This is a genomic window from Streptomyces orinoci, from assembly GCF_003121295.1.
In the GTDB taxonomy this organism is placed as follows: Bacteria; Actinomycetota; Actinomycetes; order Streptomycetales; family Streptomycetaceae; genus Streptomyces; species Streptomyces orinoci.
Genome location: NZ_PHNC01000029.1, coordinates 1,303,732 through 1,315,959, shown reverse-complemented (window position 1 = coordinate 1,315,959; position 12,228 = coordinate 1,303,732). Strand labels below are relative to the sequence as shown.

At 71.0% G+C, this 12,228-nt stretch carries 9 protein-coding genes and 1 pseudogene; 8 read left to right on the top strand and 2 right to left on the bottom strand.

Annotation, left to right across the window (positions count from 1 at the left end):
* The first annotated feature begins 14 nt into the window (after positions 1 to 14).
* The gene (locus tag CV755_RS20680; protein WP_109282006.1) at positions 15 to 923 is read left to right on the top strand and encodes a LysR family transcriptional regulator; all 909 of its coding nucleotides are present in this window, start codon (positions 15 to 17) and stop codon (positions 921 to 923) included.
* 63 nt (positions 924 to 986) lie between these two features.
* Here the strand turns inward: CV755_RS20680 and CV755_RS20675 are convergent, their stop codons facing one another.
* On the bottom strand, positions 987 to 1,310 hold the full coding sequence (locus CV755_RS20675) for a WhiB family transcriptional regulator (protein ID WP_109281674.1): 324 nt from the start codon (positions 1,308 to 1,310) through the stop codon (positions 987 to 989).
* 406 nt (positions 1,311 to 1,716) lie between these two features.
* On the opposite strand from CV755_RS20675, the gene CV755_RS20670 reads away from it, so the two are divergent.
* The 5 genes from CV755_RS20670 to CV755_RS20650 all read left to right on the top strand — a co-directional run bounded on the left by CV755_RS20670 (position 1,717) and on the right by CV755_RS20650 (position 7,294).
* Positions 1,717 to 2,328 carry a response regulator transcription factor gene (locus CV755_RS20670; RefSeq protein WP_003948568.1) on the top strand — a complete coding sequence of 204 codons (612 nt, stop codon included), beginning with the start codon at positions 1,717 to 1,719 and terminating at the stop codon, positions 2,326 to 2,328.
* Positions 2,329 to 2,592: 264 nt separating this feature from the next.
* Positions 2,593 to 3,195: a sigma-70 family RNA polymerase sigma factor gene (locus CV755_RS20665; RefSeq protein WP_206608439.1), complete on the top strand. Its 603-nt coding sequence runs from the start codon at positions 2,593 to 2,595 to the stop codon at positions 3,193 to 3,195.
* A gap of 161 nt (positions 3,196 to 3,356) precedes the next feature.
* On the top strand, positions 3,357 to 4,859 hold the full coding sequence (guaB, locus tag CV755_RS20660) for an IMP dehydrogenase (RefSeq protein ID WP_109281673.1): 1,503 nt from the start codon (positions 3,357 to 3,359) through the stop codon (positions 4,857 to 4,859).
* Between the two features lie 96 nt (positions 4,860 to 4,955).
* Complete coding sequence (locus CV755_RS20655; RefSeq protein ID WP_109281672.1) at positions 4,956 to 6,083, top strand: GuaB3 family IMP dehydrogenase-related protein; 1,128 nt, start codon at positions 4,956 to 4,958, stop codon at positions 6,081 to 6,083.
* A gap of 104 nt (positions 6,084 to 6,187) precedes the next feature.
* Positions 6,188 to 7,294: a rod shape-determining protein gene (locus tag CV755_RS20650; RefSeq protein ID WP_109281671.1), complete on the top strand. Its 1,107-nt coding sequence runs from the start codon at positions 6,188 to 6,190 to the stop codon at positions 7,292 to 7,294.
* Positions 7,295 to 7,305: 11 nt separating this feature from the next.
* Here the strand turns inward: CV755_RS20650 and CV755_RS20645 are convergent, their stop codons facing one another.
* Positions 7,306 to 8,577 carry a nucleotide sugar dehydrogenase gene (locus CV755_RS20645; protein WP_109281670.1) on the bottom strand — a complete coding sequence of 424 codons (1,272 nt, stop codon included), beginning with the start codon at positions 8,575 to 8,577 and terminating at the stop codon, positions 7,306 to 7,308.
* 277 nt (positions 8,578 to 8,854) lie between these two features.
* Between CV755_RS20645 and CV755_RS20640 the strand changes: the two genes are divergently transcribed.
* A complete protein-coding gene (locus tag CV755_RS20640; protein ID WP_109281669.1) occupies positions 8,855 to 10,561 on the top strand; it encodes a glycerol-3-phosphate dehydrogenase/oxidase in 1,707 nt (568 codons plus the stop codon).
* Between the two features lie 267 nt (positions 10,562 to 10,828).
* Positions 10,829 to 11,657: pseudogene (locus tag CV755_RS37215) on the top strand (serine/threonine-protein kinase); the annotation flags it as partial.
* Positions 11,658 to 12,228 lie beyond the last annotated feature (571 nt).

Here is a 12,228-nt window from a genome sequence, read left to right as displayed (position 1 = left end):
TTATGCTTGGTTTCATGATCGAGGCTCGTCATCTCAGGGTGCTGCGCGCGGTGGCCGCCAGCGGTTCGTTCTCCGCCGCCGCCCGGGAGCTGGGCTGCACCCAGCCCGCGGTCAGCCAGCAGATGAAGGCCCTGGAGCAGTCCACCGGCACCCCGCTGCTGATCCGCACCGGCCGGGAGATGCGGCTGACCGAGGCCGGCGAGGCCCTGGTGCGGCACGCCGCCGGGATCCTGGCCGGGCTGACCGCCGCCGAGGAGGAGATCGCCGCCATCGCCGGGCTGCGGGCGGGCCGGGTGCGGCTGGTGTCCTTCCCCAGCGGCAGCTCCACCCTGGTGCCCGGGGCGCTGGCGGCGATGCGGGCCGGGCATCCCGGCACCCGGGTCTCCCTGGTGGAGGCCGAGCCGCCGCGCTCGGTGGAGATGCTGCGCTCCGGCGACTGCGAGATTGCCCTGGCCTTCCGCTACCCCGAGGTGCGCGGGGCCGACCCGGCCGGTGCCGAGTGGGCGGATCTGGTGGTCCGGCCGCTGCTCACCGACCGGCTGATCGGGGTGGTGCCCGAGGAGCACCCGCTGGCCGGCGCGGACCGGGTCGGCATAGCGGAGCTGGCCGCGGAGCCCTGGATCGCCGGCTGCCCGCGCTGCCGGCGGCATCTGGTGGAGGTGTGCGAGAGCGCCGGCTTCACCCCGCGCATCGACTTCGCCACCGATGACTATCCGGCGGTCTTCGGGCTGGTGGGAGCCGGTCTGGGGGTGGCCGTGATGCCGGAGCTGGCGCTGGAGTCGGTACGTCCCAAGGGGATCCGGACGGTGGCGGTGGAGCCGCTGGTGCAGCGCGAGATCGTGGCCCTGACGCTGCCGGACCTGGCCCGGGTCCCGGCGGTCGGGGCCATGCTGGACCGGCTCGCGGCGGCGGCCGGGCGCTGAGCGCCGGGCCGGGCGGGGCGGCCGGGTCTCGAAGAAACGTTTATTCAGGCAGGTGCGGCGAGGTCAGGCGCTCATGGTCCCGGCCGCTCCGGCCGCCGAGATGGGCCGGTGGCGGGCGCGCCCCATCAGCTCCTCGCGCTCGTCCTCGGTGAGTCCGCCCCACACTCCGTACGGTTCGCGGACCGCCAGGGCATGAGCCGCGCACTCCGCGCGTACCGGGCACCGCATGCACACTTCCTTCGCCGAGGTCTCGCGTGCGCTGCGCGCCGCGCCGCGCTCGCCCTCGGGGTGGAAGAACAGCGAGCTGTCCACACCCCGGCAGGCCGCGAGCAGCTGCCAGTCCCACAGGTCGGCGTTGGGGCCGGGAAGGCGGGAGAAATCTGCCATGACTTGTCCCCTCGATACGAACTCGTTGATGCGAACCGTCAGTTGATCTGTTGCCGCGATCTGTTTCCGTATGAGCAGAAAATATGACTCATTTGCGAATCTAGCGGCAGTCTCCGGGAAATGCGAAGAAAAACGGGTCCAAGCAGGCAAACGGTGCATGACTCGAACGGCGTGGCGAGCGCCCCCGGTGCGCCCTGCTCCGTGTCCGTGCCCTCACGTAGAGTGCCGAACATGGCCGACCAAGCCCGTAACTCTTTCGGGTGACCGTCGTTGAGAGGGCGGAGGCGGTTGGTGATCGCAGCGGCCGGCGGATGTCCGAGGCGGTCCGCGCTCGCCAATCGCGCAGGTGACGATCAGTACCAGCCTGGAGGCTCAAGGTGACGCGCATCAGCTGCGGAGGACGGCCATGACTTCCGTCCTCGTCTGCGACGACTCCCCGCTTGCCCGAGAGGCGCTCCGTCGTGCGGTGGCGACAGTGCCCGGCGTCGAGCGCGTGACGACGGCGGCCAACGGCGAGGAAGTCCTCCGCCGCTGGGGCGCCGATCGCTCGGATCTCATTCTCATGGACGTACGCATGCCCGGCCTGGGCGGAGTGGAGACCGTCCGGCGGCTGCTCTCCGCGGATCCCGGCGCCCGCATCATCATGCTCACCGTGGCCGAGGACCTCGACGGGGTGGCCCTGGCCGTCGCCGCCGGAGCCCGCGGCTATCTGCACAAGGACGCCTCGCGCGCCGAGCTGCGGGCCACCGTCACCCAGGCGCTGGCCGACCCGACCTGGCGGCTGGCGCCCCGCCGGCTGCGCTCGGCCGAGATGGGCGCCGCGCCCACCCTCACCGCGCGGGAGATCCAGGTGCTGGAGGGCATGAGCCACGGCCGCTCCAACGCCGAGATCGGCCGTGAGCTGTTCCTCTCCGAGGACACCGTCAAGACGCACGCCCGGCGGCTGTTCAAAAAGCTCGGAGCTTCCGACCGGGCCCACGCCGTGGCGCTCGGCTTCCGCTGGGGCCTGGTCCGCTAGGCGCCGTGACGTGCGGTGCTGTGGGGGATTGACGCACCCCGCTCGCCCTGGGGCGGGCGGGGCGATGCGCCGTCGCTCCCCGGCCCGCTGCACGTTTCCCGCGCGCTGCCGCATCCTTGAGCTATGGAGTTCCTCGGGGACGGCTCGGTCGGGCGTGATGGGAGGGCGCGGGAGATGAACGCCGGCGCACCCGCTCAAGACGTGACGGTGCACAACCACGGACGCGATGCCGCGGACGCTCCGGCGCCAAGGCACCATGGACCGATGCGCGAGAACGACGAGGCGAGTCCCCCGGTGGCCGCCGGCCCCGGGGAGATCGGCACCCTCGTCACCCGCGCCGTGGAGGGCGACCGCCAGGCCACCCATGATCTGCTCGCCCTGGTGCACCCGCTGGCGCTGCGCTACTGCCGCACCCGGCTGTCGCGACTGCCGGGGGACGCCCGGCACTTCGTGGACGACCTCGCCCAGGAGGTCTGCCTGGCGGTGCTGTGCGCGCTGCCGCGCTACCGGGACACCGGGCGGCCCTTCGAGGCCTTTGTGGTGGCCATCGCCGCGCACAAGGTGGCCGATCTGCAGCGCGCCGCCATGCGCCACCCGGGGAGCACCGCCGTGCCCTCCGACGAGATGCCCGAGCAGCCGGATGACTCCCTGGGTCCGGAGGAGCGGGCGCTGCTCAGCAGCGATGCCGAGTGGGCCAAGAAGCTGCTGGCCAGCCTGCCGGAGAACCAGCGCGAGCTGGTGCTGCTGAGGGTGGCGGTGGGGCTGACCGCCGAGGAGACGGGGCAGATGCTGGGGATGTCGCCGGGTGCGGTGCGGGTCGCCCAGCACCGGGCGCTGAGCAGGTTGCGGGCGCTCGCCGAGCAGTGAGGCCCGTGCGGCGCCATTGGTAGAAAACTCCAAGTGATGCGGGCCTCAGCGCTCGTGGAATGGGCCACCTGTGGACGCCCGTTAGCATGGGAGTCCTCGCTGAGGCAAGGGGGATCCCCGGGGTGTCCTCCGGCCCGCAATACCGCGTCTGGGAAGGTGTCATGACTGACAACATCGACGGAATGCCCGAGAAGTTCGCGATGCTCGGTCTGACATATGACGACGTCCTGCTGCTGCCGGGCGCCTCGGAGGTCCTGCCGAACGCGGTGGACACCTCCTCCCGGGTCTCCCGCAACGTCCGGGTGAACATTCCGCTGCTCTCCGCGGCGATGGACAAGGTCACCGAGGCCCGGATGGCCATCGCCATGGCCCGCCAGGGCGGCGCCGGTGTGCTGCACCGCAACCTCTCCATCGAGGACCAGGCCAACCAGGTCGATCTGGTCAAGCGCTCGGAGTCCGGCATGGTCTCGGACCCGATCACGGTCCGTCCGGACGCCACCCTGGCCGAGGCGGACGCGCTGTGCGCCCGCTTCCGGATCAGCGGGGTGCCGGTCACCGATGAGGCGGGCAAGCTGCTGGGCATCGTCACCAACCGCGATATGGCCTTCGAGACCGACCGCACCCGTGCGGTGCGCGCGGTGATGACCCCGATGCCGCTGGTCACCGGCAAGGTCGGCATCTCCGGCGAGGACGCCATGGAGCTGCTGCGCCGCCACAAGATCGAGAAGCTGCCGCTGGTGGACGACTCCGGCGTGCTCAAGGGCCTGATCACGGTCAAGGACTTCGTCAAGGCCGAGCAGTACCCCAACGCCGCCAAGGATGCCGACGGCCGGCTGATCGTCGGTGCCGCGGTGGGCGTCGGCGACGAGGCGTACGACCGGGCCCAGGCGCTGGTCGAGGCCGGGGCGGACTTCCTGGTGGTGGACAGCGCCCATGGCCACAGCCGGGGCATCCTGGACATGATCGCCAAGGTGAAGTCCAACATCAATGTGGATGTGGTCGGCGGCAATGTCGCCACCCGGGACGGCGCCCAGGCGCTGATCGACTCCGGTGTGGACGGCGTCAAGGTGGGCGTGGGCCCGGGCTCGATCTGCACCACCCGGGTGGTCGCCGGCATCGGCGTCCCCCAGGTCACCGCCATCTACGAGGCCGCACAGGCCTGCCACGCGGCGGGCGTCCCGCTGATCGGCGACGGCGGCCTGCAGTACTCCGGTGACATCGCCAAGGCCATCGCGGCCGGCGCGGACACCGTGATGCTGGGCTCGCTGCTGGCCGGCTGCGAGGAGTCGCCGGGCGAGATGGTCTTCATCAACGGCAAGCAGTTCAAGTCCTACCGGGGCATGGGCTCGCTGGGTGCCATGCAGTCGCGCGGCCAGGCCCGTTCCTTCTCCAAGGACCGCTACTTCCAGGACAACGTCCTCTCCGAGGACAAGCTGGTCCCCGAGGGCATCGAGGGCCAGGTGCCCTACCGCGGCCCGCTGGCCTCGGTCGCCCACCAGCTCATCGGCGGTCTGCGGGCCTCCATGGGCTATGTGGGATCCGCCAACATCCAGGAGCTCAAGGACAAGGGCCGCTTTGTCCGGATCACCACCGCGGGGCTCAAGGAGAGCCACCCGCATGACATCCAGATGACGGTCGAGGCGCCCAACTACTCCCGGCGGTAGTAACCAGTCGTTCAGCCGAAGCCCGCGACCGACCGGCCGCGGGCTTCGCCGCGTCGGGGATACTGGAACGGCAGACGTGAAAAGAAGGGCCACAACGTGACTGAGATCGAGATCGGGCGCGGAAAGCGCGGCCGCCGGGCATACGCGTTCGACGACATCGCCGTCGTCCCGAGTCGCCGTACCCGCGACCCCAAGGAGGTCTCGATCGCCTGGCAGATCGACGCCTACCGCTTCGAGCTGCCGTTCCTGGCGGCCCCCATGGACTCCGTGGTCTCCCCGGAGACCGCCATCCGCATCGGTGAGCTGGGCGGCCTGGGCGTGCTCAACCTCGAGGGCCTGTGGACCCGCTACGAGGACCCCGAGCCGCTGCTGGCCGAGATCGCCGAGCTGGATGAGCGCACCGCCACCAAGCGCCTGCAGGAGATCTACTCCGCCCCCATCAAGGAGGAGCTGATCGGCCAGCGCATCAAGGAGGTGCGCGACTCCGGTGTGGTGACCGCCGCCGCGCTCTCCCCGCAGCGCACCGCGCAGTTCTCCAAGGCCGTGGTGGACGCGGGCGTGGACATCTTCGTCATCCGCGGCACCACCGTCTCCGCCGAGCATGTCTCCGGCGCCGCCGAGCCGCTCAACCTCAAGCAGTTCATCTATGAGCTGGACGTTCCGGTGATCGTCGGCGGCTGTGCCACCTACACCGCCGCCCTGCACCTGATGCGCACCGGCGCCGCCGGTGTGCTGGTGGGCTTCGGCGGCGGCGCCGCCCACACCACCCGCAATGTCCTGGGCATCCAGGTGCCGATGGCCACCGCGGTGGCCGATGTGGCCGCCGCCCGCCGGGACTACATGGACGAGTCCGGCGGCCGCTATGTCCATGTCATCGCCGACGGCGGCGTGGGCTGGTCCGGCGACCTGCCCAAGGCCATCGCCTGCGGTGCCGACGCCGTGATGATGGGCTCCCCGCTGGCCCGCGCCACCGACGCCCCCGGCCGCGGCCACCACTGGGGCATGGAGGCCGTCCACGAGGATGTGCCGCGCGGCAAGCGGATGAACCTGGGCGTGGTGGGCTCCACCGAGGAGATCCTGCTCGGCCCCTCGCACACCCCGGACGGTTCCATGAACTTCTTCGGCGCCCTGCGCCGGGCCATGGCCACCACCGGCTACAGCGAGCTCAAGGAGTTCCAGCGGGTCGAGGTGACGGTCGCGCCGTCCGCCCACGACAAGCGCTGACCCGCCGTCAGTGAAGGGCCCGGCCGTATGGCCGGGCCCTTCGCATGTCCGGGGCATCCATCAACTCCGTATAAAGGTTCGGCGATAGGGAATACTGGCGACTTATGGCGCAAAGTAAGTCGTTCAGCGGCAGGGACATGGGCATCGACCTCGGCACCGCCAACACGCTGGTGTATGTGCGCGGTAAGGGAGTGGTGCTCAATGAGCCCTCGGTGGTGGCCGTCAACGCCGATGACGGCAGTGTCCTTTCGGTGGGGTCCGAGGCCAAGGAGACCATCGGCCGCACCCCGTCCAATATCGTGGCCGTCCGCCCGCTGCGGGACGGCGTCATAGCCGACTTCGAGATAGCCGAGCGGATGCTGCGGCACTTCATCAAGAAGGTCACCGGCAGCCGCTGGCTGACCCGGCCGCGCGTGGTGATCTGTGTGCCCTCCGGCATCACCGGGGTGGAGCGCCGGGCGGTCATCGAGGCCGCCTCCCAGGCCGGTGCCCGGGCGGTGCACCTGGTGGAGGAGCCGATGGCGGCGGCGATCGGCGCCGGGCTGCCGGTCAGCGAGCCCACCGGCTGCATGGTGGTGGACATCGGCGGCGGCACCACCGAGGTCGCGGTGATCTCGCTGGGCGGCATCGTCACCGCCCGCTCGGTGCGCACCGCGGGCGACGCCATGGACGCGGCCGTGATCTCCTATGTGAAGAAGAAGTACGCGCTGGCCATCGGTGAACGCACCGCCGAGGACATCAAGTTGAGCATTGGCTCCGCCTCGCCCACCGTCAGCTGGACGGCCGGCCCGGACGCCGCCGCCGACCCGGAGCGCACCCAGGGCCTGGCGCCCGCCGAGCGCTACACCATCCGCGGCCGCGACCAGGTCAGCGGTCTGCCCAAGACGCTGGAGCTGACCGCCGACGAGATCCGGCACGCGCTCGCCGAGCCGGTGGACGCCATAGTGATGGCCGTCCGGCAGACCCTGGACGAGACCCCGCCGGAGCTCTCCGGCGACATCATGGACCGCGGCATCGTCCTCACCGGCGGCGGCGCCCTGCTGCGCGGCCTGGACGTCCGGCTGAGCCAGGAGCTGGACATCCCGGTGCTGATCGCCGACGATCCGCTGGACTGTGTGGCGGTGGGCACCGGCCGTTGTGTGGAGGACTTCGCCTCGCTGCGCACCCTGCTGGACGCCCAGCCGCGGCTGCCGATGAGCGGGCGGCTGTAACGCCCGGGGCCTCAGAGCCGGTGCGCCGTACCCGCGGGGCTCGCGCCCCTGGTGTCCAGCATCAACTGGGCCTTGACCGCGAGCCCTTGCAGGTCGTACGTGCGGTGGTGCTGGAGCAGCACCGTCAGGTCGGCGGCGGCCGCGGCCTCGTAGACGCTGTCCGCCCGGGGCACCGGCCGGCCCAGCACCCGCCACTGGGTCACATGGGGGTCGTGATAGCTGAGCTGTGCGCCCAGCTCCAGCAGCCGGGAGGCCACCTCCCGGGCGGGTGAGCCCTCCTGGTCGGCGATGTCCGCCTTGTAGCCGACGCCGAGCAGCAACACCCGCGCCCCGCGCGCCGATTTGCCGTGTTCATTGAGCAAGGCGGCGCAGCGCTGCACCACATAGCGGGGCATCCGCCCGTTGACCTCCTGGGCCAGTTCCACCATCCGCAGCGGGTAGCCCAGCGTACGGCCCTTGTAGGCAAGGTAGTTGGGGTCCACCGGCACTCCGTGGCCGCCGACTCCGGGGCCGGGGCGGAAGGCCTGGAAGCCGAAGGGCTTGGTCTCCGCGCAGCGCACCACGTCCCACAGATCCACGCCGATGTCATGGCAGAAGACCGCCATCTCATTGGCCAGCGCGATATTGACGTGCCGGTAGTTGGTCTCCCAGACCTTGACCGCCTCGGCCTCGCGGGGACCCCGGGCACGTACCACCTTCTCGCAGAAGCGCCCGTAGAAGGCGGCGGCGGCCTCGGTGCAGGCGGGGGTGAGGCCGCCGATCACCCGGGGGGTGTTGCGCAGGTGGTAGCGCCGGTTGCCGGGGTCGTGCCGGCTGGGGGAGTAGGCCAGGTGGAAGTCGCGTCCGGCGATCAGGCCGGAGCCTTCTTCGAGCAGGGGGCGCAGGTACTCCTCCGTCGCGCCGGGGTAGACCGGGGACTCCAGCAGCACGGTGGTGTGCGGGCGCAGCCGGGCGGCCAGGGTGCGGGCGGCCGCCCCGATGGCGCCCAGGTCCAGTGCCCGGTTCTCGCCGAGCCGGACGGGCGCGCAGATGACGGCGGTGCGGACCCGGCCGAGTTCGGCGTCCTCGGTGGTGGCGCGGAAGCCGGAGGAGAGCATCCGGCGCAGGTCGGCGGCGGTCAGCCCGCCGCAGCCGCCTTCCGCGGGCAGCCGTCCGGCGCGCAGTTCGGCGATGGTGTGCGGGTCGGGGTCGTAGCCGACGGTGGTGATGGACGCGGCGGTGGCGGCCTGCACCAGCGGCAGGCCGAGCTGGCCGAGCCCGATGACGGCGAGGTCTGCGGGCATGACGTGATGCGGTCCTTCCCGGAGCGTGCCTCGGACGAGGATCAGGTTAAGCGGATATATGACAGATCTTCGGGATTGACTCATTCCCTTTGGGCTGGACTCCTTGGCCCTTCCGGCCCGGCGGTCTCCTTGGCCGTTCCGGCCCGGCGGTGTCCTTGGCCGTTTGCGGACCGGCCGAAGCGGCGGTTCTGGGGCAGCATCGGTGGAAGAGCGGGTACGCGTCCGAGTGCGGTGAGACGGCAGGGACACCGCGCGACTTCAGTAACGGGAGGCAGTGGTGAGGACGGCGACACTCGGTCCGGCCGAACGGAGCGCGGCGCTCGCCCGGATGGCCGAACGGGAGCTGGACATCCTGGTGGTGGGCGGCGGGGTGGTCGGCGCCGGCACCGCGCTGGACGCGGCCACCCGGGGGCTGACCACCGGTCTGGTGGAGGCGCGGGACTGGGCCGCGGGCACCTCAAGCCGCTCCAGCAAGCTCATCCACGGCGGGCTGCGCTATCTGGAGATGCTGGACTTCGCCCTGGTCCGCGAGGCGCTCAAGGAGCGCGGACTGCTGCTCCAGCGGCTGGCCCCGCACCTGGTCAAGCCGGTGCCCTTCCTCTATCCGCTGGAGCACCGCGGCTGGGAGCGGCTCTACGCGGGCGCCGGGGTGGCGCTCTATGACGCGATGTCCCTGTCCTCCGGGCATGGCCGCGGTCTGCCCGTACACCGTCATCTCAGCCGCCGCCGGGCGCTGCGGGTGGCGCCCTGTCTGCGCAAGGACGCGCTGGTGGGCGCGTTGCAGTACTACGACGCCCAGATGGACGACGCCCGCTATGTCACCACCCTGGCCCGCACCGCCGCCGCCTATGGCGCGGATGTCGCCAACCGGGCCCGGGTGGTGGGCTTTCTGCGCGAGGGCGAGCGGGTGGTGGGGGCGAAGGTGCACGACCTGGAGCAGGGCGGCCGGTTCGAGGTCCGGGCCCGGCAGGTGGTCAATGCCACCGGGGTGTGGACGGACGACACCCAGCAGCTGATCGCCGAGCGCGGCCAGTTCCATGTCCGCGCCTCCAAGGGCATTCACCTGGTGGTGCCCAAGGACCGCATCCACTCCACCACCGGCCTGATCCTGCGCACCGAGAAGAGCGTGCTGTTCGTCATCCCCTGGGGCCGGCACTGGATCATCGGCACCACCGACACCGACTGGGACCTGGACAAGGCCCATCCGGCCGCCTCCAGCGCCGATATCGACTATCTGCTGGAACACGTCAACTCGGTGCTGGCCATCCCGCTGACCAGGGACGACGTCCAGGGCGTCTATGCCGGGCTGCGCCCGCTGCTGGCCGGGGAATCGGACGCCACCAGCAAGCTCTCCCGGGAGCACACGGTGGCCCATCCGGTGCCCGGGCTGGTGGTGGTGGCCGGCGGCAAGTACACCACCTACCGGGTGATGGCCAAGGATGCGGTGGATGAGGCGGTGCATGGTCTGTCGCAACGCGTGGCGGAGTGCGTCACCGAGGACATCCCGTTGGTGGGCGCCGAGGGCTACAAGGCGCTGTGGAACGGCCGGGCGCAGATCGCCCGGCGCACCGGGCTGCATGTGGCGCGGGTGGAGCACCTGCTGGGCCGGTACGGCTCGATGGTGGACGAGGTGCTGGCGTATGTCACCGGTGACCCCTCGCTGGGCGAGCCGCTCACCGGCGCCGACGACTATCTGCGGGCCGAGGTGGTCTATGCCGCCTCGCACGAGGGCGCCCGGCATCTGGACGATGTCCTCACCCGTCGCACCCGTATCTCCATCGAGACCTTCGACCGGGGCACCCGCTGCGCCCGGGAGGCGGCCGAGCTGATGGCGCCGGTGCTGGCCTGGGACGCCGCCCAGGTGGACAAGGAGGTGGAGCGCTATGAGAAGAGGGTGGAGGCGGAGCGCGAGTCGCAGTTGCAGCCGGACGATCTGACGGCGGACGCGGCCCGGCTGGGCGCCCCGGATGTGCAGCCGCTTTGACGTCTGTCGTCTGACGGCCCATGAGCATCCTGTGACAGCGGGAAACCGCCGGGAACCGACTTATCGGAAACGAGGTCATGTAAAGGGGTAGCCGGCAGCGCGGCCATGACACTCCGCCATACTCTCCGCCATCCGGAAAACCCGGTGCAGCGCGCGTTCATCACCCATGGTCACTCGGACCCTGGACTTCCACTGGTCCGCGGATGAGAGACAATGGTCGCTCTGCCGGGGTCGGTTGGTCGCAGAGCTGGATGCCAGAGGGGACGCATGTCGGACGCGGAGCAGACGCAGGGCACGACCGGGCGCCTCCTCGCCGGGCGGTACCGCCTCGGTGACGTTCTCGGCCGGGGCGGCATGGGCACGGTCTGGCGCGCCAATGACGAGACGCTGGGCCGAGTGGTCGCCGTCAAGGAACTTCGCTTCCCGTCGAACATCGACGAGGACGAGAAGCGCCGCCTGATCACCCGCACCCTGCGCGAGGCCAAGGCCATTGCCCGGATCCGCAGCAAGGGCGCCGTCACCGTCTATGACGTGGTGCACGAGGACGACCGGCCGTGGATCGTGATGGAGCTGATCGAGGGCCGCTCGCTCGCCGATGTCATCCGCGAGGACGGCCCGCTGAAGTGGCGCCGCGCCGCCGAAGTCGGCCTGGCCGTGCTCGATGTGCTGCGCGCCGCCCACCAACAGGGCATCCTGCACCGTGATGTGAAGCCGTCCAATGTGCTGATCGCGGACGACGGCCGGGTGGTGCTCACCGACTTCGGCATCGCCCAGGTCGAGGGCGACCCCTCGGTCACCTCCACCGGCATGCTGGTCGGCGCGCCCTCCTATATATCGCCGGAACGGGCACGTGGTCAGAAACCCGGCCCGCCCGCCGACCTGTGGTCGCTGGGCGGCCTGCTGTACGCGGCCGTGGAGGGTGCGCCGCCCTATGACAAGGGCTCGGCCATCGCCACGCTGACCGCGGTGATGACCGAACCGCTGGGTCCGCCGAAGAACGCGGGTCCCCTTGAAGGTGTCATGTACGGGCTGCTTGCCAAGGACCCGGCCAAGCGGCTGGACGAGGCGGGCGCCCGGGCCCTGCTGACCGAGGCCATCAACACCCCGGACGAGCGGCTGGCGAAGAAGCGGCCGCAGGCCGCGGACCTGGACGTCACCCAGGCCCTTGAACTGCCGGCCGCCGCCGAGAAGCGCGCCCTGCCCGGGCCGTCCGCCCGCTCCGCCGGCGGCCCGGCCACTGACTCTTCCGGCGGCCGGTCCGGCGGTCCGTCCAGCGGTCTGTCGGAGAAGAAGGCGCCCAGGCGGCCTCCGGCGCAGCAGATGGCCAAGTCGGCCAAGACCCCGGTGGGCAGCGCCTTCCGGCCGCTGCGGGACGAGATCCCGTCCGGCTCCTCGGTCACCGCCCGGGACATCCAGGAGCCGCTGACCGGCGGCTATACCTCCACCCTGGTACGGATGCGGGTGCCCGCCCAGCGGCGGGTGCTGATCCTGGTGGTCACCCTGGTGGTGCTGGCGGTGATCGGTACCGTGATCGCCCTGCTGGTTCAGGGGGACGACGGCAAGAACAGCGGCAAGGGCGCGGTTCATGGGCACTCCGCGGCCGCCCAGGTGGTGCGGTGGGGCGTCGGGCCGGTTCCGGATGGGTATGCAGCAGTGGGCAACCAGCC

Excerpts from the sequence above, each read along its gene's own strand:
- CV755_RS20650 (WP_109281671.1), top strand. The coding sequence starts at position 6,188 with ATGGCGCAAAGTAAGTCGTTCAGCGGCAGGGACATGGGCATCGACCTC.
- CV755_RS20645 (WP_109281670.1), bottom strand. The coding sequence starts at position 8,577 with ATGCCCGCAGACCTCGCCGTCATCGGGCTCGGCCAGCTCGGCCTGCCG.
- guaB (WP_109281673.1), top strand. The coding sequence starts at position 3,357 with ATGACTGACAACATCGACGGAATGCCCGAGAAGTTCGCGATGCTCGGT.
- CV755_RS20675 (WP_109281674.1), bottom strand. The coding sequence starts at position 1,310 with ATGGCAGATTTCTCCCGCCTTCCCGGCCCCAACGCCGACCTGTGGGAC.
- CV755_RS20680 (WP_109282006.1), top strand. The coding sequence starts at position 15 with ATGATCGAGGCTCGTCATCTCAGGGTGCTGCGCGCGGTGGCCGCCAGC.
- CV755_RS20670 (WP_003948568.1), top strand. The coding sequence starts at position 1,717 with ATGACTTCCGTCCTCGTCTGCGACGACTCCCCGCTTGCCCGAGAGGCG.
- CV755_RS20665 (WP_206608439.1), top strand. The coding sequence starts at position 2,593 with ATGCGCGAGAACGACGAGGCGAGTCCCCCGGTGGCCGCCGGCCCCGGG.